A 19,763-nucleotide genomic window follows, 5' to 3' on the forward strand; every position below is an offset into this window, starting at 1 on the left:
GAAGGGTGACGAAGAGGAAAGTGAAGGTTTTTGTAACTTATCCGGCGTTGAGTGCGACAATCATGCGAGCAGCGGATACCCGTCACTCGATCGGGGGATGTCCGTCCCCCGGCCGTCACTTCCCGGACCGGTCCCGCTCTCCAGGTGCGTCATCACGCAAGCCGTGGTGACGGTGTCCCGACCGGCGAGAGCCGGAGAGGGCATCAGGTCGCCGGCGCCGATCACGTAGCCCCCCGAGTGATCGGCGTCGGCGGCGCCCCCACCCCGCGCCCGAGGGCGTTAGTCACGCGGTCACCAGCGTTTCATCGATTTCGGCGGTGAACACGCGGAACCGCTCCGGCTGGTAGCCGGCCATTGCCTCGCGCACCTGATTCGCGGCGGCGTCGCTGAACGCCTCCGGCAGCCGGTACGCGCCTTTCTCGCCCGGCAACCGGTGCGTTCCCAGCTCGGCGCCGAGCTGCCACAGACCTCGCAGTTCACCGCGGCGCCCGACGGCCGCGTCCGTGAGGAAGAAGTCGATCACGCGGAGCACGAGGCCGTCGTGTTCGACCGTGGTGAGCCTGACCTCGGCGACCTCGGTCCAGCCGAGCATGAACGTGGTCTGGCCGCGGCGATACCAGCCGAACCCGTCGGCTGAGATCGTCACCGCCGTCGCGTACTCGCTCGTGCGGTACCACCGCGGGGTGAACGCCACGAGCCAGATCGGAGCCGCGAGGCACATGAAACCGAGAACAGCCAGGATTTCTCGCGCGTCAGCGGAGCCGGCGAACACTCCGACGGTCGCGAAGATCGCGCCCGGCACCATGATCGAACCGGCGAGGCGCCAGTACCGCGGCCCCGACCATTCGGTGGGTGCGATCTTCCGGCTTCCCCGCCCAGTGCCCGGCCCGGCGCCGGCGGCCAGGACACAGCTCGCGGCGGTGAGCCGCACGGTCGCCTGCCAACGCTCGGTGCGATGCCGCAACCGCTTCCGCCGGTGCAGTTCGGCCCAGGCGGCGAGCCCGACGACAAAGGCGATCCCTGGCGCGACGGACCACCACACCACCGGTTTGCCGGCGGCGCGGCGGAAGGTCCTCGAGCCTTCCACCGGGACCGGCTTGCCGATGTCCGCCGGGGTGAGCTCGTTCAGCCGAAACCGCGCCGATCGGACTTCGCCCTCTTGGGTCGTCACATCCGCAGTGCAGAACCAGTAGCTGCCGATGCCGCCCCGGCTGAGCGGACCGACCTGTTCGCAGGACGTGACCCGGGCGAACCCGTCCGCGTCGCCGGGCCGATCCGGTCCGTACTGGACCATGCCGCGGGCCGTGACGCTCCACAGCGCGAGGACCACGCCCAGGAAGACCAGCGCCCGGACGGCGATCTTCCCCCACTGCGGACGGCGAACGCGGGGAACCGACTCAAAACCGGTCGTCTTGATCAACTCATCCCGTCCAAGCGATGCCACCGGGCAACACCTCGCGGATGCGCGCCTCGAATTCCTTCGACGCCGTCGCGCTCAGCGTGGCCGGCAGGCGGTACCAGCCGTCGGCCTGGCGGAGTTCCTGCAGTTCGGGGCGGCGGAGCGGGAAGTCGTCGCTCGCCGGGCGGAACTCGAGGAGCCGCGTTGGCGTCCGCAGCTCGGCGATTTCCGGCCAGGAGACCACGATCTGCCGGTAGTAGGACTTCCAGCGGAGGCCGGTGGCCGACAGCTCCAGCATGATCCGGACCTTCCGGGAATGGTTTTGCTGCCAGCCGACCTCCCGCCAGGACATGCCGACGAAGACCGCGGCGAACACCACCTTGCATGCGGTGCGGAACCCGTTGTGCGGTCCGAACTCGATCACGGCACCGAGGCCCAGCTCGATCGCGAGGACGAAGAACCGGAGCCACCACTGCGTTGCCCGGTTCCAGCCGTTCACGTGGATCTCGACGACCGAACCAGACGGTCGCAGCGGCGGCGGCATCAGCTCGGGCACCGCGGCCGCGACCGGTGGTGGCGCGAGAACCGGAGCGACACGCTCCGCCCGGACGCCGACGTGCTCGGCCAACGCTTCGCGTACCCGCGGAACTTCTCGCTCGTACAGCCCGATCCCGGCCACCAGGAAGTCACCGCCACCGATGCGGACCAGGCTCCGGTGGTGGCTTTCGAAATCGTCCCGAGCGGCGCCCAGCACGACCTGGTGACGCTCGTGCTTCTGTCCGCTCTCGACGACCGAAGCGGCAGCGAGTTCGTCCCACCGCAGGGCCCAGACGACGCTGCCGATCACCCGCGAGATGCCGGTCGCGTCGATGATCAGCTCGTTCCGGACCGGCTTGCGCACCGACCGCCGGACCAGGTTCAGCCCGAGCAGCCCGACGGCGCCGCCGAAAACCCAGCCCATGACGGCAGGGCTCCGCTGCGTCGAAGCCAGCGCCAGCCACACGAATCCGCCGGCGACGAGAAGCAGCACCCCGGCGAGGATCCAGTGCCGCCCCTCCGTCCGCGAGATGACGACGCTTTCGTTCACGCGGTCACCAGCCGCAGCACTTCCTTGGCAGCGCCCGTGGAGACTTTTGCCGCCAACGGCCGATCCTCGCCGCGTCGGAGGATCGCGTGGACCGAGACGTAGCGGCGCGTAGCCTTCTTCGCTGAGGGCGCGGCAGTCAGCCGGGCGAGGTCGGCTCGCCGCACCCGGACCGGGTCGCCCTCCTTGGGCCGCCAGGTGATGGCGTCGGCGGTCAGGACGAATTCGCCGAAGTCGCCTCGGTAGCGCGTCAGGTAGAGCAGCACCCAGATCGCCAGGGCGACCGGCAACGGGATGCCCGGCGGGATGTCGTAGAAGGCCGGCGTCACGAAGTCGGCGATGACGGCCAGCCAAGCCGCCCACAGGACGAACAACCGGCCGGCGGAAGCGCGCTCGGCGTGGACGAGCGTGCGCGCCTGGTCCGCGTCCCAGCGTTTGACCAGCCGCCGCACCGGGTTCGGCACGCCGAAGCCGCCGCGCCGAACGTTCTTCGACGTCCATCGACCGAGGCCGGGGCGGTACCGCTCGATCGCCGCCGACGCCTTTTCGGCCTCTTCCCTGGCCATCGCCGACGACAAGATGAAGCCGTCTTCGGACTTGTGCCGGCAGTCGGGGTTCAGGTTTCGGATCGCGTCGTCGTCCACGAGCGAAACGGCCAGCGCGACGCGGTCGTTCGGTTGCCCTTCGCGGAAGTCGAACCGGCGGACGTCGTCCCAGGGCAGGACCAGCGTCGTTTTGTCTTCGAGCGGTTGCCGGAATCCGTCGGGGCCGAATTCGACCCTCGCCGTCACCAGCGCGCCCTTGTTACGGATGTACCGCCGCAAGATCGGCCTGAAGCAGAAGCACAGCAACGCCAGCACGCCGAGGACGGGCGAGACCAGGTACATGACCGGGTCCCCGCTCCGCACCCACGCCAGGGCGCAGGCCGAGGCAGCGAGCACGACGCCGAAGAACGCCATACACCCGACGGCCGTCCTCAGTTCGGACGGCGGGTTGTGGATCGGCAGCCGGACCCGGACCGCGTCGGTTTCCGGCTCGCCGGGAGTCGTGGAGACCACGTCGGCTAGATCGACCCGGAGATGCGCTGGCCGCCCTGCTGCTGGAAGACCGGCTCGGCGGCCGCGGGCTTCTTCTCGTTGTAGTGGTTCTCGCGGTAGTTCTTGTCGGCCTCGTCGTAAGCGCCCGCGGTCTTCTTCCCCGCTTCCTTGCCGGCTTCTTCGCCGAGTGCCTTGGGCAGTTCCTTGAGCCCGTCCTTGAAGATGCCCGGCGCCGCGTGTGCCGCGTCCCTAAGTGCGGCGAGCAGCTTCTGACCGACGGTCCGGAAGAGCCCGCTCAGGTGGTTGAACTGGCTGATGCCCTTCTGGAAGGCACGCATGAGCTTCTGCAGCCACTCCGACATCCGCGTGCCGCAGCTGACGATCTCGGCCGTGCCTTCACCGGCCAGGCCCGCCGGCGCGGCCGGGCCCGGGTACCGCATGAGGATGCTGATCAGCTTCCCGATGCACTCGGTGAGCAGGTCACGCAGCACGCTGCGCACGACGTTCAGGATGCTCTTGCAGACGTCGATGAGGACGGAGATGGCCTTCGCGCCGCCCGCGACTCCGGAGTACATGTCGCCGAGCTCGGCGACGAACGCGCGATACGCGTCCGCACCTTGCCCCTGCCACTCCGCGCTGTCGGCCTTCACGGTCTCCAGGAGCTCTTTGGCGATGGCGTCGATCTCGTCGCTGATCCCGCTCCACGTCTCCTGCATGACGTCGAGCTGCTCCTGGTTCCCGGTCACCCAGTCGAGCGGTGCGCGCAGGAACTCGACGTGCTCGATCAGCCAGCCGAGTCCCATGCTGGCCAGGCCGGCGATCGGGTCTCGGAGGAAGTCCATCACGCCCATCGCGCCGAAGCCGAGGTTGAGCAGGCCTTCGGTCCAGTCGCCGTCGGCCGCCTTCGTCGCGGCGTCCCAGAAGTCCTGCGCCATCCCCGCGCCTTCGAGCGCCGAGGACCCTTCGTCGACCTTCTTCTTGGCTTCCGCCACCAACGCGTTCTCAGTCAAGGTCGATGCCTTCCAAGCTCGCCTTGACGTCCTGCTCGCGCCAGTCGACGTGCTGGGACCAGGTGCGGACGCGGTCGATCTGTTCCTGGGCCACGTTCTTGGCGTGGCCGATGGAGTCGCTGCCCAGGGTCTGGGCGACGCCGCACAGCGCGCCGAGGCCGCAGGCCTGGCCGATGAGGCCGAAGGCCATCGGGTCGACGACCTGGGCCGCCGCGTCCAGCGTCTTCGCGAACCGGTCGACGAACGGTTCGAGCTTCTTCGCATGGGACAGCAACTGCTCCGGTTTGATCCGGATGTCCGGCTGCGGGTTGTTCACGGTGTTCCCCTCCCTCGTTGCCCTGGTCAGCGCAGGTAGTCGCCGTCGCTGAAGTAGTCGTCGTCGGTGCCGGCCTCGGGAGCGGGACGCGGCGGCGCAGGTTTCGGCTTCGGCGGCGACGGCGGCTCTTCCTCGGCGATGAAGCGCGCCCCGTCGTTCGCGGGCGCCGCGGGGCCGCCGTCCACGAAACCCTCCGGCTCCGGCTTCGGGAATTCCCGGTGGAGCTGGTCGACCAGCTCGTTCATGGTTTCGGTGCCCGCGATCGACGGCATCCCCGCCTGCACGGCACCCGCCAGCCTGCTCTGGGCGCGCTGGACGGTCCGCAGGATCTCGTCGGCGAGGTTCGCCTTCTCCCGCACCGCGTGCCCGATCTCCAGCCCCACGAGGTTGCCGAGGTGGTTGACCTTGACCGCGATCTGGCCGTCCTGGCTGCGCTCGGACACGGAGACCGCCGCCATCTCGGCCTGCATGCGGTCGCCCCGCTGCTTGGCCTCGGCGATCTTGGCGTCGAAGCTCGCCAGCAGTTGTTCAGGGTTCGACACGCGAACCTCCCCTGTTCACGTCAGTAGCCGTACGGCGACCGAGTGTGGCACATCGGTCCGACAGTTTCGGGGGAGTTCGGTTTTTCCCCACCCGTCCGGGCGGTCAGTCTGATGCTCGCGCTGTTCAGGGGCCCACAGCAGGCCCCCGACCTGGGCGATTCTTCGCACAGCCGGTAACCGGTGGGGTATTGTGCGTGACGCAAGAGGGGGAATCGAACGCGAGGGGAGCGCGGTTCGGTGGGGTTGTTCGGCGACATGCTCGACGCTGCCAAGCACGTCGGGTCCGAGATCGCGCACGCCGTCCATTCGGGGGGTGAGCGGCTCGGCAACGTCCTGACCGGCGCGGGCGTCGGCCTGCTCGCGGGCGGGATTCCCGGCGCCGTCGCGGGGGCTTACGTCGGCTCGCAGACCGGCACCGGGGCGGCGAACCCGCAGGCTTCCGGGCTGTCACCCGGTCAGCTGGTCCAGGCCGTGGAGAACGGTCGCGGCACCGGGTCTCTGGAGGACGTGCGCCAGGCGGGGGCCAAGCAGTCGGAGTACCAGCGCCAGCTCGAGAACGGCACGCGTGAACTGACCTCCGGCCTGGAGTCCGCGTGGACCGGCGGCGCCTCGGACGCGGCCCGGGAGCGGCTCCAGCCGTTGACGGCGTCGGCGGTTTCGGCGTCCACGGCCCTGGACCGCAACTCGACGCTGGCCCAGACGCAGATCGACCAGTTCCACCAGATGAAGAACTCGCTGCACAAGGACGTCACCGACCAGCCGCCGACACGCAGCGCCTGGGACGTCGTGACGCCGTGGGACACCGACACCGAAGACCAGATCAACCAGTACAACCAGAAGGCCCAGGAGAACGTCGAGCGGTACAACGCGTACTCGCAGCAGTCCAGCTCGAACACCGCGGCCCGGACGATCGACTACGGCCAGCTCCGCGAGTACACCGGCGGAGACTTCAAGGTGCAGGACCCGAAGAAGCCCGTCGAGCCGCCGGCCCGGAAGCGGACGACGACCGGTGGCGACGACGACCGGTCGATCGGCGCGCAGGTGCAGCCACCGCCGGCGGTGCACCCGCCGGTCGTGTCGCCGCCACCTCCGCCGGCCCAGGTCACGCCGCCAGGACAGGTCACGCCACTGGGGTCGCACCCGCCCGGCGTGGACGACAGCGTTCGCGCGCAGAGTTACGCGCCGCCGTCGACGCAATATCCGCCGGGCTACCAGCCACCGGGGACGGGCTTCGGCCCCGGCTCGGGGCCCGGCGGTGGGTCCGGTCCCGGCTTCGGGCCCGGTTTCGGCCCTGGTGGCGGTTTCGGCCCGGGTGGCGGTTTCGGCCCGGGTGGCGGCGGCTTCGGCCCGGGTTCGTCGTCCGGCGCGAGCGGCGGCACCGGCGCGGGTGCCCGCGGCCCGGGCGCGGCGACCGGCGCCGGCGTCCCGGGCGAAGGACGTCCCGGCGCGGCCGGCGGGATCCGTGGCGGCGCGGCGGGCAAGCCGGGTTCGCCGGGGATGGGCGGCATGGGCCACGGAGCCAAGGGTGGCAAGGGTGAGGAGGACGCGGAGCACCAGCGCGCGTCCTACCTGGTGGAAGCGGATCCGGAGAGCATCTTCGGCGGCTCCGACGAGCGGACGGTCCCGCCGGTGATCGGGCTGTGATCTTCCTGCCCAAGGCGGCCCTGCTCACCGCGTGGGAGTGGGAACGGCACGGCCCGCCGCCCGCGGTCCTCGGCGCCGACAACCTCTGGCTCGGCGACGAAACCCGCAAGCGGTTCGAAGAAACCGTCCTCGACGTCCTGGCCTCGCTCCGCCTCGCGTCGGGCGGCACGCTGACGCGGGAGTTCCGCGACGTCCTGCGCGTCCTTGCGAAGGGCGCCCACCAGTTCACGGGCTGGCTGGGCGACATCGAAGCGGACGAGTCGGGCGCGGTGCTCGTCTCCGCAGCTGGCTCGGACGCGCTCCGGCTGATCCGGAAGGACGACACGGTCCGGATCGACGTCGTGGAGCCGTCGCGGATCGCGGAGTCGCTGGTGGACGTGCTGCCACCGGTGCCGCCAGCGCGGATTTCGCCGGTTTCGATCCCGGAGGCGCGGTTCTCGGGCCGGGCGGTGGAGGAGTCCTACGACCTCGACGACCCGACCGCCGACCGGGGGCGGGACCCGTTGCCGTGGGCCCGTCGGCTGATGGCGGCCCGGCGGACAGGGCTGCACCAGTGCTACGCCGTGAACAGGGGTTCTCGCAGTGCGCCGATCACCGTGGTGGACGTGGCTGGGACCGGGCGCGTGCTGACGTACGTGTACCCGGGGCGTGAGCGGATGGTCAGCTTCCAGCCGGGGACCCGGGGTGCACTGACCGAGGTGCTGTACGCGACCCTGAACGGGTTAGGGGGAGGACGATGACGAGCTCGTTTTTCAGCGGGATCGGCTTCTGGGCCACGGACCTGCCGAGCGCGGGGGCGGCGCCTGCCGGTGGGCAGGGGTTCGCGATGAGCAGCTCGGAAATGCGGGCGATGCTCGCGAAGGCGGAGGACCAGCACAAAGAGCTCAGCAAGCAGATGCGGGCCGCCGAATCACTGACCAGGGCAGTGCCCCCGGCTGAGGAGCCAGTCAGTCAAGCAGCCGTACTCGGACCGAACGGGGTGAACGAGACCGGCGCGTATTACCAAGGGCACCTGCAGTACCAGTACAACTACTACTCCGAACTGATCCGCCGATTGCGGCAGGCACTCGGCATCACCGAGGCCGCAGACCAGCAAGCAGCGGATTCGACCAAGACGATCAAGGGGTCGCTCGAATGACGTATCGGATTCGTGTCATCGCGGCGGTGTTCGCTGCCGGGACGACGCTGCTGACTTCTTGTAGCGGCAAAGAGGCGCTATCCGGCACGCCGACGCCAGCACTCGCCAGCACTCCTGTGCTTCCGAACAGCGGGGCCCCGAAGGTCGACAACCCGCTACCGGCCAAGGTGCTGAACGGGAATCCGTGCGATTCAGGACTCACCGCCGAACAGGTCCAAGGCTACCTCGGCCGAACGGATCCTCCCGATCCGAAGGACTCCGAACTGGGGCCGACGTGCGATTGGGCCAGCGACTCGGGGAGTTCGGCCGGGATCTTCCTCGTCTACGAGACGAAGACTGGCCAAGGTATTAGCCTCACTTACAAGAACGAGAAGCCCAAGGCCAAGCGCTGGGTCGACGACCTCGAGCCGATCCAGGGTTACCCCGCGGTCGGATACGTGGACGTCGGGACGACCGACAACCGGACCTGTGTAGTAGTCGTCGGTATCTCCGATGAGCTGTCGTATTCGGTCTCGCTGAGCATCGGTGACTCCGCGGTCCAGGCCGGCAAGGACGCCTGCCAGCTCGGGCGGGGCGTGGCCGACACCGTGTTGACCAACCTCAAGGCGCGCGCCTGAGCTGCGCCTTTCGTTACGGGCGAGATCGCGTTAATGCAAGATTTGTCGTAGTAAGCACCTAGACTGTTCGGATGAGCCACCCCACGCGGAGGGGTCGCGCGCGTGCGGCTACCGAACAGGACATCCGGCGGACCGCCCGGAAACTGCTCGTCGAGCAGGGGCCGGAGGCGGTTACCCTGCGCGCCATCGCGCGGGAGCTGGGGATCACCGCGCCCGCGCTCTACCGGTACTACGAATCCCGGGACGACCTCGTCGAGAACCTGCGGCTGGACGTCTGCGCCGACCTGGCCGACGACCTCGCCGAGGAGATCGCCGAGCTGCCCGATGACGGCATGCTGCAGCTGTTCGCCATCTGCAAGGGCTTCCGGCGCTGGGCGCTCACCCACACGAAGGAATTCACGCTCGTCTTCGCGTCCCCGACCGGCGGGGTCGGGTCCACCGCCGGCTCCGCGCTGAGCCGGGTCGACGAGCCCTTCGGGCGCATCTTCCTGGCCGCGGCCGGGCGGGTGCTCGCGCGGCACGACATCGTGCTGCCCTCTGCCAGCGGGGTGCCCGACGAGCTACGCGACGACCTGAAGACCTTCCAGGAGTCCCTGGTCGCCGTGCTCGTCGAGTCCGACCAAGGCGTGCCCGTCGAAAAGATCGACCTCGGCGTGACGTACCTGATGATCCAGTTCTGGGCCCGGCTCTACGGGCACGTCACGCTCGAGGTCTTCGGCAACTACCCGATCCCCATGTCCAAGCCGGACGTCCTGTTCGAGGCGATGCTCATCGACCTCGCCCGGGAGATCGGGCTCTACTCCAGCTAGGCCGCGTGGCCGCCGTCCACCGACAGCACCGCCGCCGTGACGTACGCGCTCGCCGGGGCCGCCAGGTAGGACACCGCCGCGGCCACCTCGGACGGCGAACCGTAGCGGTCAACCGCCGTCATCGCGGCCTGGTCCGCCGCATACGGGCCGTCGGCCGGATTCATGTCCGTGTCCGTCGGGCCCGGGTGGACCAGGTTGACGGTGATGCCGCGCGGCCCCAGCTCACGCGCCAACGCCTTGGTCAGGCCCACCATCGCCGCCTTGCTCGTCGCGTACAGCGCCATGCCCGGGCCGGGCACGCGGTCCGTGACGCAGCTGCCGATCGTGATCACGCGGCCGCCGTCGCCCAGGACGCCGGCCGCGGCCTGGGTCGCCGCGAACACGCCGCGGACGTTCACCGCCAGCACTCGGTCGACGTCTTCCAGCGAGGTTTCGCCGAATGCGCCCACGAATCCGACGCCCGCGTTGTTCACCAGCACGTCCAGCCGGCCGAACTCCGCCACCGCAGCCGAAACGGCGGCCGAAACCGCCGCGGCGTCCGCCGAATCCGCCTGGATCGCCAGCGCGCGACGGCCGAGGTTCTTGATCTTCTCGACCACCTCGGCCGCCCGCGCGCCGTTGTTCACATACGTCAGCGCGACGTCCGCACCGTCCTCGGCGAGCCGCAGTGCCGTGGCCGCGCCGATGCCGCGGCTGCCGCCCGTCACCAGCGCCACCTTGCCGTCGAGGGTCATCCCCGGTTCTCCTTCGATCAAGCCGTTTTCGTTGACAGCTCAATCAAATCGGGAATGACCGCCGACTACCGGCGGCTTTCCGACAGCGCGCTACAGGACGATGTTGACCAGCCGGCCCGGCACCACGATCACCTTGCGGGGCGAGCCGTCGCCGACCATCGCCGCGACCTTCTCGTCCGCCAGTGCCGCCGCCTGGACCTCGTCCTGCGACGCGGAAGCCGCGACCGTCACCCGGGACCGGACCTTGCCGTTGACCTGGATCGGGTACTCGACCGAGTCCTCGACCAGGTACTTCTCGTCCACCACCGGGAACGGGCCCTGCACCAGCGAGTCCACGTGGCCCAGCCGGTGCCACAGCTCTTCGGCCAGGTGCGGGGCCAGCGGCGCCAGCATCAGCACCAGCGGCTCGGCCAGCTCACGCGGCGTCGACGCGGCCGCGCCGTACACCTTGGTGACGTGGTTGTTCAGCTCGATCAGCTTCGCGCCGGCCGTGTTGAACCGCATCTCCGCGTAGTCCTCGCGGACGCCCGCGATGGTCTTGTGCAGCACCTTGCGGTCCGCCTCGGAAGCGTCCTCATTGGACACTCGCAGCTCGCCGGTCGTCTCGTCGACGACCAGGCGCCACAGCCGCTGCAGGAACCGGTGCGCACCCACGACGTCCTTGGTCGCCCAGGGGCGCGACATGGCCAGCGGGCCCATCGCCATCTCGTAGAACCGGAACGTGTCGGCGCCGTAGTTCTCGGCCATCTCGTCCGGCGTGACGACGTTCTTCAGGCTCTTGCCCATCTTGCCGTACTCCTGGGTGACTTCCTCACCGTTGTAGAAGTACTTGCCGTCGCGCTCCTCGACCTGCTCCGCCGGGACGTAGACACCGCGCGAGTCGGTGTACGCGTACGCCTCGATGTAGCCCTGGTTGAACAGCTTCCGGTACGGCTCCTTGGACGTCACGTGCCCCAGGTCGAACAGCACCTTGTGCCAGAACCGCGAGTACAGCAGGTGCAGCACCGCGTGCTCGACGCCGCCGACGTACAGGTCGACGCCGCCGGTGTCGTCCGCGCCGTATTCGCCCGGCCGCGGGCCCATCCAGTACTGCTCGTTCTCCGGCGCGCAGAACGTCTCGGAGTTGGTCGGGTCCAGGTAGCGCAGCTGGTACCAGCAGGAACCCGCCCAGTTCGGCATCGTGTTGATGTCGCGGCGGTACTTCTTCGGGCCGTCGCCCAGGTCCAGCTCGACCTCGACCCACTCGGTCGCGCGTGCCAGCGGCGACGACGGCGTCGAGTCGCGGTCCTCCGGGTCGAACGTCACCGGCGAATAGTCGGCGACCTCCGGCAGCTCGATCGGCAGCATCGACTCGGGAACGGCGTGCACTTCACCGGCCTCGTCGTAGACCACCGGGAACGGCTCGCCCCAGTACCGCTGACGCGAGAACAGCCAGTCGCGCAGCTTGTACTGCACGGTCCCGGTGCCGGCGCCCTTCTCCGACAGCCAGTCGATGATCGTCTTCTTGGCCTCGGCGACGTCCATGCCGTCCAGGAAGCCCGAGTTGATCGCCGGGCCGTCGCCGGTGAACGCCTTGCCGTCGAAGCCCTCGGACGGCTGGACGGTCCGGATGATGTCCAGCCCGAACTTCTCGGCGAACTCCCAGTCGCGGACGTCCTGGCCGGGGACGGCCATGATCGCGCCGGTGCCGTAGCCCATCAGCACGTAGTCGGCGACGAAGATCGGGATCTTCTTGTCGTTGACCGGGTTCGTCGCGTACGCGCCGGTGAAGACGCCGGTCTTCTCCTTGTTCTCCTGCCGGTCCAGCTCGGACTTCCGCGACGCGGCGACGCGGTACTCCTTGATCGCCTCGGCGGGCGTCGCGGCGCCACCGGTCCAGCGCTCGTCGACGTCTTCGGGCCACGCCGGCGTGACCAGCTCGTCGACCAGCGGGTGTTCCGGCGCCAGCACCATGTAGGTGGCGCCGAACAGGGTGTCCGGCCGGGTCGTGAATACCTCGATGCCGTGGTCACCGGAGGTGAACGTGACGCGGGCGCCGTGCGAGCGGCCGATCCAGTTCCGCTGCATGGACTTGACCTTCTCCGGCCAGTCCAGCAGGTCCAGGTCGTCGACCAGGCGATCGGCGTACGCGGTGATCCGCATCATCCACTGCCGCAGGTTGCGGCGGAAGACGGGGAAGTTGCCGCGCTCGCTGCGGCCGTCGGCGGTGACCTCTTCGTTCGACAGGACCGTGCCCAGGCCCGGGCACCAGTTGACCGGCGCTTCGGAGATGTACACCAGCCGGTGGTCGTCGATCACCTTCTTCCGCTCGGACGCGCTCAGCGCCGCCCAGTCACGGCCGTCCGGCGTCGGGCGCGAGCCGTCCGCGAACGCGGCCTCCAGCTCGGCGATCGGGCGCGCCTTGCCCGCCTCGGTGTCGTACCAGGAGTTGAAGATCTGCAGGAAGATCCACTGGGTCCAGCGGTAGTACTCCGGGTCGATCGTGGAGATGCGACGGCGTTCGTCGTGGCCCAGGCCCAGGCGCCGGATCTGGCGCAGGTAGGTCCGGATGTTCTCCTCGGTCGTCTTGCGCGGGTGCTGCCCGGTCTGGACGGCGTACTGCTCGGCCGGCAGGCCGAACGCGTCGAAGCCCATCGTGTGCAGCACGTTGCGCCCGATCATCCGGTGGTACCGGGCGAAGACGTCGGTGCTGATGAAGCCCAGCGGGTGCCCGACGTGCAGGCCGGAGCCCGACGGGTACGGGAACATGTCCTGGACGAACAGCTTGTCGCTGGGCACCGGCTGCCCCTCGACGGCGAGCGGCCCGACGGGGTTGGGCGCGTGGAAGGTGCCCTGGTCGGCCCAGTGGTCCTGCCAGCGCTGCTCGATCTGACCCGCCAGCGCGGCCGTGTAGCGGTGCGCCGGGACGTCGGTCCCTGTCGCCTCAGTCATGACGTCTTCCTCCGTCGGAGCCACTCCAGAAACAACTCGACCCCTCAGCCACCAGGGCATGAGGGGTCGCCGCGCCGGCCGGGCCGGGCCCGGTCAGCGCGGCAGGCTAAGGAGCAGCCGAGCCGTGTTCATATGCACATCGTAACTTGCTGGTCAAAGCCGTTCGGAGGGGACCGCCAGTGCGACGAACTGGGTGACCTGGGTCGCGGAGAAGTTGTTGTCGCTGACCAAGATCAAACTGCGCTCGCCGTTCGGCAGCTTCGGCCCCCACGTCATGCCCTCGAGATTGTCTACAGTGGACAACCCGAGGTCGGCAGCGTCGAACAGGAACCGCTTCTTCACCGGCTTCACGTTCTTGGCGTCGGCCAGGGACTTGACGTTCAGGACGTTCGTCGCGCCCTTCGTGTCGATCTCGTAGACGCGCACCTTGTTGCCGACGCCGGTGCTGAACGAGCGCTCCATCATGAGGAACTTCGTCGGGTCGGCCTGGTCGACGGCCAGCATCGAGGACACGCCCGTGGTGGCGAACGCCGTGGGCGGCACCGGCGCGGCGAACAGCGGCTCCTGCGGGTAGGCGTACTGCGCCAGGACCGGCCCGAAGCGCGACTGCAGGGTGATCCGCGAAAGCGCGCCGGACGTCGTGGTCGGCTCCGGGCCGTCCTGCAGCAGCGGGCCCTCGACCTCGCTGGCCAGCAGCGCGCCGAAGCCGGTGAACGTGATGCCCTCGAGCACGAGGTTCTGCCGCGGGCCGGCCGTCGGCGTCATCTTCTCGTTCGCGGGGATCGGCAGGTCGCGGACGTATTTTCCGTCGCGGCGCGCCTCGCGGATCGACGGGTCGATCAACGTCGTCGCGGTCCGCTCGCCCTCCTGCGACCAGTAGTAGTCGCCGGTCCACGGGTCGACGCGCAGCTCTTCCGGGTCGATCGTCTGCTCGTTCTGCGGCTTCGAGGGGTCGTTCTGGGTGAGCGGCGGGTACGGCGTGCCGTCGGGGCGCAGGAGCGGCTTCGTGCCGGTGAGGGTGACCGGGCCGACGCCGTTCGCCGACACCGGGAACGTCGCCGTGTAGAAGCGTGCGGGGTTGATCGCCGACCGGTCGTCGCAGATCAGCGCGTAGCCGCCGGTCCGCGGGTCGTAGTCGATGCTGGACAGGCCGCCGACCGTAGTGCCCTGGAACTGCAGGGCGTTGGGCACGATCTGCTCGCCGAGCAGCCGGATGGGCCGCTGGTGACTCTCGGTGGCACTCGCCGGCGCCGCGGCGAGGATTCCCCCGATCAGGGCAGCGGTCAGGACGGTGGGCAGTACACGCGGTGACATGGCCTGTAGCACAGTCGATCAGGGTATCCGGCAGGTTGCCGGGACGTCACGCTTATCCTTGACCCCGTGTTCGCTATCGCGCTGGTTCCGGTCGTGCTGGGTCTGCTCGTCGGCTTTGGTGGGTTTCTCGGGTTCCGTGAGCGCTTGACGCGCGAGGGTGGCACCGGCGTGCGCACCCAAGCGGCGTTGCGCAGCGAAGAGGCGTTCAAGCTGGCCAACCGCGTCGCGGGGCTGCCGACCATGGCCGGGGGCGCGATCTCCGTGCTCACCGGGCTGGCCGGCCTGGCCATGCCGACGACCGCCGGTCTCGTCTCGGCCGCGCTCGCGGGCGTGCTCGCGATGCTGGTGCTGGTCATGGGCGGCGGGGTGCTGGGCAACCGGGCCGCGCTGACCGTGCCCGCGCCGGCTCCGACGGCGCCCGCCGGCTGCAGCGGCTGCGCGTGTGGTGCCGGCGGCTGCGGCGTCTTCAAGAAGGAAGACGCTTAATTCCGCTGGAGGTCGCCCGGGTGGGTGGCCAGTAGCGCGAGCGGGATGCCCTGGCGGCGCAGCACCTGGCTCCACAGGTCGCCGTCGGGCGAGGCGAGGATGTCGCTCGGCAGCGCGGGCACGATGACCCAGTCGTCGCGTTCGATCTCGCCGGCCAGCTGACCGGAGTCCCAGCCCGCGTACCCGGCGAAGACGCGCACGCCGCGGACCTTCGGCACCAGCACCTCGGGATCGGTGTCCAGGTCGACCAGCGCGACCGGCCCGCGGACCGCGATCACGCCCGGCACGCTCGCCGCCGTCTCGCCGGTGCGCAGCGCGGCCAGGCACAGCGCCGTCTTCTTCTCGACCGGCCCGCCGACGAACACCGCCTGCGGCTCGGCGACGTGCCCGCCCCAGTTCGGCAGGACGTCGTGCACGGCGACGTCGCTCGGCCGGTTCAGGACGACGCCGAGGGTGCCCTCGTCGCGGTGATCGATGACGAACACGACGGTCCGCTTGAAGTTGGGGTCGACCATCGTGGGGGCGGCGACCAGGAGCGTTCCCGGTTCAACCTCGGCGTCCGCTGGCACGCGACCCATGATCCCACCCCTGGCCCGGCGAATTACTTCGGCTCGGGAACAATCGCCCCAAGAGCCTCGTTTGAAACATGTGGCCGGCGCACTCAGTGTCCCCCGGGCTCACTGAAGAACCGCCTTTGTGGAATACCGTCCGGCTGGAGCCACACTGCGCATAGCCGCCGAGAGGCGACCTTAGTGCGTCGGCCACCCTTTACCCTGGCTTCGTGACGATCAGCGCTCGAACGGCGACAACGCGAAGAGGGCCGCGCGAGCTGCTCAAGGATCCGGACTTCCGCCGGCTGCTCTTCACGCGCTTCGCCGCCAGCTGGGGCGACGGCGTCTTCCGCGCCGGCCTCGCCGGAGCCGTCCTGTTCAACCCCGAGCGCGCCGCCGATCCGCTGGCCATCGCGGGCGGGTTCGCCGCGCTGCTGCTGCCGTACTCCGTCGTCGGGCCGTTCGCCGGCGCCCTGCTGGACCGCTGGGACCGGCGTCGCGTGCTGATCTTCGCGAACCTCCTGCGCGGCCTGGCGATCGTCGCCGCGGCGGCCGCCGTCGGCTTCGGGCTGGGCGGGCTCGGCCTGTTCACGCTGGCACTTGCCGCGGAGGGGATCTCGCGCTTCATCGGTTCCGGCCTCTCGGCGTCGCTGCCGCACGTCGTCGAAGAAGAGAGCGTCGTGACGGCGAACGCCTTCGCCACGACACTCGGTTCGGCGGTCGCCGTCGTCGGCGGCGGCTGCGCGATCGGCCTGCGCGCGCTCTTCGGCAGCAACGACCTCGGATCGGCCGAGACCACGGTGTTCGCGGTGCTCGGCACGCTGGTGTCGGCCTTCATCGCGCGTGGCTTCGCGCGGGGGGTGCTCGGGCCGTCGGTGGTCGACGAGCCACCCAACCCCGTGGTGGCCGTCGCGCGCGGGCTGGCGGACGGTGCGCGGCACGCGTGGCGCGCCCCCAGCGTCACGGCCGGGTTCATCGCGCTGTTCGCGCACCGGGCGTCGTTCGGTGCGTCGCTGCTGGTCACCGTGCTGCTGATGCGGAACTACTTCACCGACCACGGCGTGTTCCGCGCCGGTCTGGCCGGGCTCGGGCAGATGGCCGCGCTCGCCGGCGCCGGCATCCTGCTCGCGGGGCTGCTGACCGCGCGGCTGCTCCGGAAGTTCGGCAGGGTGCGCGCGGTGCTCGGTTCGCTGCTGCTCGCCGCGATCGCGCAGTCCGCGCTGGGCCTGCCGATGCTGTTGCCGCTGGCGCTGCTCGCGTCGTTCGTCATCACCGGCGCGGGCCAGGTGCTGAAGCTCTGCGTCGATTCGTCGATCCAGCTCGACGTCGCCGACGAAGCCCGCGGCCGGGTCTTCGCGCTGTACGACACGCTGTTCAACATCACCCAGGTGGCGGCGGTGTCGCTGGGCGCGCTCGTCGTGCCGGACGACGGCCGCTCGCCGGGCCTGCTGATCGCGGCGACCGTCTGCTACCTGGTCGGCGGAGCCGGCTACGTGCTGGCGCGGCGCCGCGCGATTCGCTGAGGCAAACACCCGAACCGGTCACGGTGACTGCTCCATTGGCATTAAGGTGACGGCAAGTCATTAGTAGGTTCGAGGGACACCGGGGGCACCTGTGACCACCGCGGGCGACGACCGTGCACGGCTCGAAGCACGCAATGCCGCGATGAAGGACCAGATGGACACCCTCCTGGAGAACTTCGAGCGGCAGACGGCGCAGCTGCGGGACGCCCAGTCCGCGGCGGCCCAGACCACCGCGCAGGTGAATTCCCCCGACGGCCTGGTCCGCGCGACGATCGACGCCGGCGGCAACCTCGCGAAGCTCGAGATCGCGCCGAACGCGTTCGAACGCACGACGCCGGCGCAGCTCGCGAACACCGTCCAGACGGTCGTGCGCCAGGGAACGCTGCAGGTCAAGCAGAAGATCGCGGACCTGATGGCGCCGATCACCGAGGGCCTGCCCGACCTCGCGGACCTCGTCGAGGGCGCGCCGTCGCTGGCCGGGTTGGTGCCGCAGATCCCCGACTTCGTCGAGGCGCCGGCGCCGCAACCCGCGCCCTTCGAAGATGGCGGCTCGATCCTGCGCAACGAGGCCGCGCCGCCGCCGATGCCCGCGCCCAAGCCCGCTCCCAAGCGCGTCCGCCCGCCGCGCGACGAGGACGAGGAGCCGCCGTCGTCCTGGATGACGAGGGGCGACTGATGCCAGAAGGGGGCTCCGGGTTCACCGCGGAACCCGACGCCGTCCTGCGCGCGTCGAACGGTTTCACGACGGCGGCGGACGCGCTGGAGAGCGCGCTGAAGACGTTGCAAGGTGCCCTCGACGCGCAGGGCGAGTGCTGGGGCGGCGACGACTCCGGCAAGGAGTTCGCGAAGGACTACGTGCCGGGTTCGCAGGGGGCCGTCGAGGGGTTCACCAACCTCGTGCAGGGGTTGCGCGGCATGCAGCAGAACGTCGCCAAGTCGATGAAGGCGCTGTCCGGCGCCGACGAAGACGTGACTTCGCAGCTCGGCAAGGGGCAATGACCCGTGGGTATGGAGATGCCCGACGCGGTCAAGTGGCTGCTGCCGATCGTCGTCGGCGAGAGCTGGCCGGAGGGCGACGAGACGAAGCTTCGGGCGCTGCGCGACGCGTGGCACGCGGCGTCGTCGGCGGTCGGGCCGGTTTCGGAGACGGGTAACCAGGCGGCATCGGGCGTCCGCGACAACTGGACGGGCGACGGCGCGGACGCGTTCGTCGAGCAGTGGAAGAAGTTCGTCGAGGGCGACGAGGCGTACTTCAAGCAGCTGGCCGACGCCGCTCAGGCACTGGGCGATTCGTGTGACCAGACGGCGCTGGACGTCGAGTACACGAAGTACATGATCATCATTTCGCTGATCGTGCTGGCGGCGCAGATCGCGGCGATGATCGCGGCGGCGGCGGTGACGTTCGGCGGCTCGACGGCGGGCATCGCGCCGGCCCAGGTCGCGACCCGGATGACCGTGCAGATGCTGTTCCGGCAGCTGCTCGAGAAGCTGGCACAGCAGGGGTTCAAGCAGGTCGCGAAGGAGCTGCTGGAGAAGCTGCTCAAGCAGGGTCTCAAGAAGATCGGCATGGAGGTCCTCAAGAACGAGGCCATCAACCTGGGGATGGACGCGGGGATCCAGGGTTTGCAGATGGCGAAGGGGGACCGCCAGAGCTGGGACTGGTCGAAGACCTCGGACGCGGCGATCTCCGGCGCGGTCGGTGGGGTCGTCGGGGCGGCGTCGGGGTCCATCGGGCGGGGGGCCACCGAGGGGCTTTCGCATTCGGCTGGGGGACAGGTCGCGGACGCGGCTCTGCGAGCGGGGGCTCGGGGGGCGGTGGAGGGAGTCGCGCAGACCGTCGGGCAGGCGGCGGTCACCGGGGATTTGGGGTCTTTGACTCCGGAGCAGTTGCTGACCGGGGCTTCCAGTGGGGCTGTGGGTGGGGCTGTCGGGGGCGCCAAGGAGCAGATGCACGCTGTTCACGAGGCGAACATCCCGCGGGATGCTGGGGGGTCGGGGGAATCTGGGGAGTCGTCTTCGGGCGACGGTTCGTCGGAGCCCGAGTCCCGGGATGGGGGTTCTTCGGAGTCGTCTTCCGAACCAGAGTCGCGACGAGAGCCGTCGTCCGAGTCGGAATCCGGCGGGGGCGAACCGCGGGGTGAGGGTTCTTCCGAGCCCGAGTCGCGCGGGGAGGAACCGCGGCGAGAGGCTTCTTCGGAACCGGAGGCGCGGCGGGAGCCGTCATCCGAGCCTGAGTCGCGACGTGAGGAACCGGCGTTCCGAGGCGAGGCCTCGCCCGCATCAGAGCCGCGGGCGGAGAGCGCGCCGAGCCGGGAGGCGGAGCGTCAAACGGCCGACGTACCCGACGGGCCGCGCCCAAGTTCCGACCACGTCCAGCAGCAACCCGAGGTACGGGCGGCGGCCGGCAGTCCGGCACCCCCGCAGCAGCCAGAGCCGAGGGTGGCCGACGCTCCAGCACCCCCACACGCACCGGCACCGAGCCAGCCGGTGGGCGGGTCGGTCGGCGGTGCGTCGTCGAGCGGCGGCTACGGCATGGCCCCGCCGGGCTTCGGCCCGGAACCAGGACGTCAGACGATGGGACGTCCCCAGGACAACGTCGGAGCGGCGGGCTTCACCGGCGGCACGAAT

At 69.8% G+C, this 19,763-nt stretch carries 20 protein-coding genes; 9 read left to right on the forward strand and 11 right to left on the reverse strand.

Annotated features, from left to right (window positions below):
- Positions 1 to 283 precede the first annotated feature (283 nt).
- Genes AB0J40_RS06510 through AB0J40_RS06535 form a run of 6 tightly spaced genes read right to left on the reverse strand, consistent with a single transcriptional unit; the run spans position 284 to position 5,388 of the window.
- Complete coding sequence (locus AB0J40_RS06510) at positions 284 to 1,420, reverse strand: DUF6346 domain-containing protein (protein WP_364448445.1); 1,137 nt, start codon at positions 1,418 to 1,420, stop codon at positions 284 to 286.
- A 1-nt stretch (position 1,421) separates the two neighbouring features.
- Complete coding sequence (locus AB0J40_RS06515; RefSeq protein WP_364448447.1) at positions 1,422 to 2,486, reverse strand: hypothetical protein; 1,065 nt, start codon at positions 2,484 to 2,486, stop codon at positions 1,422 to 1,424.
- On the reverse strand, positions 2,483 to 3,541 hold the full coding sequence (locus AB0J40_RS06520) for a hypothetical protein (protein ID WP_364448448.1): 1,059 nt from the start codon (positions 3,539 to 3,541) through the stop codon (positions 2,483 to 2,485). Before AB0J40_RS06520 ends, AB0J40_RS06515 begins: the two co-directional genes overlap by 4 nt.
- 5 nt (positions 3,542 to 3,546) lie before the next feature.
- Positions 3,547 to 4,530 (reverse strand): hypothetical protein, encoded by a 984-nt coding sequence (locus tag AB0J40_RS06525; protein ID WP_364448449.1) that lies wholly within the window; start codon positions 4,528 to 4,530, stop codon positions 3,547 to 3,549.
- Positions 4,523 to 4,846 carry a hypothetical protein gene (locus AB0J40_RS06530; protein ID WP_364448450.1) on the reverse strand — a complete coding sequence of 108 codons (324 nt, stop codon included), beginning with the start codon at positions 4,844 to 4,846 and terminating at the stop codon, positions 4,523 to 4,525. The genes AB0J40_RS06525 and AB0J40_RS06530 overlap by 8 nt, the downstream gene beginning before the upstream one ends.
- Positions 4,847 to 4,872: 26 nt before the next feature.
- Positions 4,873 to 5,388 (reverse strand): YbaB/EbfC family nucleoid-associated protein, encoded by a 516-nt coding sequence (locus tag AB0J40_RS06535; protein ID WP_364448452.1) that lies wholly within the window; start codon positions 5,386 to 5,388, stop codon positions 4,873 to 4,875.
- Between the two features lie 237 nt (positions 5,389 to 5,625).
- Between AB0J40_RS06535 and AB0J40_RS06540 the strand changes: the two genes are divergently transcribed.
- From AB0J40_RS06540 to AB0J40_RS06560, 5 genes are all read left to right on the forward strand, one after another.
- Positions 5,626 to 7,032, forward strand: coding sequence for a hypothetical protein (locus AB0J40_RS06540; RefSeq protein ID WP_364448454.1), 1,407 nt, complete (start codon positions 5,626 to 5,628; stop codon positions 7,030 to 7,032).
- Positions 7,029 to 7,772 (forward strand): ESX secretion-associated protein EspG, encoded by a 744-nt coding sequence (locus tag AB0J40_RS06545; protein ID WP_364448456.1) that lies wholly within the window; start codon positions 7,029 to 7,031, stop codon positions 7,770 to 7,772. Before AB0J40_RS06540 ends, AB0J40_RS06545 begins: the two co-directional genes overlap by 4 nt.
- The gene (locus tag AB0J40_RS06550; protein ID WP_364448458.1) at positions 7,769 to 8,170 is read left to right on the forward strand and encodes a hypothetical protein; all 402 of its coding nucleotides are present in this window, start codon (positions 7,769 to 7,771) and stop codon (positions 8,168 to 8,170) included. The genes AB0J40_RS06545 and AB0J40_RS06550 overlap by 4 nt, the downstream gene beginning before the upstream one ends.
- Complete coding sequence (locus AB0J40_RS06555; protein WP_364448459.1) at positions 8,167 to 8,787, forward strand: DUF3558 domain-containing protein; 621 nt, start codon at positions 8,167 to 8,169, stop codon at positions 8,785 to 8,787. The genes AB0J40_RS06550 and AB0J40_RS06555 overlap by 4 nt, the downstream gene beginning before the upstream one ends.
- A gap of 71 nt (positions 8,788 to 8,858) precedes the next feature.
- A complete protein-coding gene (locus AB0J40_RS06560; protein ID WP_364448460.1) occupies positions 8,859 to 9,596 on the forward strand; it encodes a TetR/AcrR family transcriptional regulator in 738 nt (245 codons plus the stop codon).
- Here AB0J40_RS06560 and AB0J40_RS06565 read toward each other — a convergent pair.
- The 3 genes from AB0J40_RS06565 to AB0J40_RS06575 form a co-directional block, all read right to left on the reverse strand.
- The gene (locus AB0J40_RS06565; protein WP_364448461.1) at positions 9,593 to 10,330 is read right to left on the reverse strand and encodes an SDR family oxidoreductase; all 738 of its coding nucleotides are present in this window, start codon (positions 10,328 to 10,330) and stop codon (positions 9,593 to 9,595) included. The genes AB0J40_RS06560 and AB0J40_RS06565 overlap by 4 nt on opposite strands.
- A gap of 90 nt (positions 10,331 to 10,420) precedes the next feature.
- A complete protein-coding gene (gene leuS, locus AB0J40_RS06570) occupies positions 10,421 to 13,261 on the reverse strand; it encodes a leucine--tRNA ligase (protein ID WP_364448462.1) in 2,841 nt (946 codons plus the stop codon).
- Positions 13,262 to 13,414: 153 nt separating this feature from the next.
- Entirely contained in the window at positions 13,415 to 14,575 is a 1,161-nt protein-coding gene (locus tag AB0J40_RS06575; RefSeq protein ID WP_364448464.1) for an esterase-like activity of phytase family protein, read from the reverse strand.
- 66 nt (positions 14,576 to 14,641) lie between these two features.
- Between AB0J40_RS06575 and AB0J40_RS06580 the strand changes: the two genes are divergently transcribed.
- Complete coding sequence (locus AB0J40_RS06580) at positions 14,642 to 15,061, forward strand: SdpI family protein (protein WP_364448467.1); 420 nt, start codon at positions 14,642 to 14,644, stop codon at positions 15,059 to 15,061.
- On the opposite strand, the gene AB0J40_RS06585 is transcribed toward AB0J40_RS06580, so the two are convergent.
- Positions 15,058 to 15,639 (reverse strand): YqgE/AlgH family protein, encoded by a 582-nt coding sequence (locus AB0J40_RS06585; protein WP_364448470.1) that lies wholly within the window; start codon positions 15,637 to 15,639, stop codon positions 15,058 to 15,060. The genes AB0J40_RS06580 and AB0J40_RS06585 overlap by 4 nt on opposite strands.
- A gap of 203 nt (positions 15,640 to 15,842) precedes the next feature.
- On the opposite strand from AB0J40_RS06585, the gene AB0J40_RS06590 reads away from it, so the two are divergent.
- From AB0J40_RS06590 to AB0J40_RS06600, 3 genes are all read left to right on the forward strand, one after another.
- Complete coding sequence (locus AB0J40_RS06590) at positions 15,843 to 17,135, forward strand: MFS transporter (protein WP_364448473.1); 1,293 nt, start codon at positions 15,843 to 15,845, stop codon at positions 17,133 to 17,135.
- 142 nt (positions 17,136 to 17,277) lie between these two features.
- On the forward strand, positions 17,278 to 17,811 hold the full coding sequence (locus tag AB0J40_RS06595; RefSeq protein WP_364448476.1) for a YbaB/EbfC family nucleoid-associated protein: 534 nt from the start codon (positions 17,278 to 17,280) through the stop codon (positions 17,809 to 17,811).
- A complete protein-coding gene (locus tag AB0J40_RS06600; RefSeq protein WP_364448479.1) occupies positions 17,811 to 18,134 on the forward strand; it encodes a WXG100 family type VII secretion target in 324 nt (107 codons plus the stop codon). The genes AB0J40_RS06595 and AB0J40_RS06600 overlap by 1 nt, the downstream gene beginning before the upstream one ends.
- A 275-nt stretch (positions 18,135 to 18,409) precedes the next feature.
- Here AB0J40_RS06600 and AB0J40_RS06605 read toward each other — a convergent pair whose 3' ends face one another.
- Positions 18,410 to 18,703 (reverse strand): hypothetical protein, encoded by a 294-nt coding sequence (locus AB0J40_RS06605; RefSeq protein WP_364448482.1) that lies wholly within the window; start codon positions 18,701 to 18,703, stop codon positions 18,410 to 18,412.
- Positions 18,704 to 19,763: the final 1,060 nt, after the last annotated feature.

It is taken from the genome of Amycolatopsis sp. NPDC049691 (genome assembly GCF_040675005.1).
Classification (GTDB): Bacteria; Actinomycetota; Actinomycetes; order Mycobacteriales; family Pseudonocardiaceae; genus Amycolatopsis.

Coding starts and splice junctions, on each gene's coding strand:
- AB0J40_RS06585 (WP_364448470.1), bottom strand. CDS start 15,639: ATGGGTCGCGTGCCAGCGGACGCCGAGGTTGAACCGGGAACGCTCCTG.
- AB0J40_RS06575 (WP_364448464.1), bottom strand. CDS start 14,575: ATGTCACCGCGTGTACTGCCCACCGTCCTGACCGCTGCCCTGATCGGG.
- AB0J40_RS06550 (WP_364448458.1), top strand. CDS start 7,769: ATGACGAGCTCGTTTTTCAGCGGGATCGGCTTCTGGGCCACGGACCTG.
- AB0J40_RS06605 (WP_364448482.1), bottom strand. CDS start 18,703: ATGCCGATCTTCTTGAGACCCTGCTTGAGCAGCTTCTCCAGCAGCTCC.
- AB0J40_RS06565 (WP_364448461.1), bottom strand. CDS start 10,330: ATGACCCTCGACGGCAAGGTGGCGCTGGTGACGGGCGGCAGCCGCGGC.
- AB0J40_RS06555 (WP_364448459.1), top strand. CDS start 8,167: ATGACGTATCGGATTCGTGTCATCGCGGCGGTGTTCGCTGCCGGGACG.
- AB0J40_RS06600 (WP_364448479.1), top strand. CDS start 17,811: ATGCCAGAAGGGGGCTCCGGGTTCACCGCGGAACCCGACGCCGTCCTG.
- leuS (WP_364448462.1), bottom strand. CDS start 13,261: ATGACTGAGGCGACAGGGACCGACGTCCCGGCGCACCGCTACACGGCC.
- AB0J40_RS06595 (WP_364448476.1), top strand. CDS start 17,278: ATGAAGGACCAGATGGACACCCTCCTGGAGAACTTCGAGCGGCAGACG.
- AB0J40_RS06560 (WP_364448460.1), top strand. CDS start 8,859: ATGAGCCACCCCACGCGGAGGGGTCGCGCGCGTGCGGCTACCGAACAG.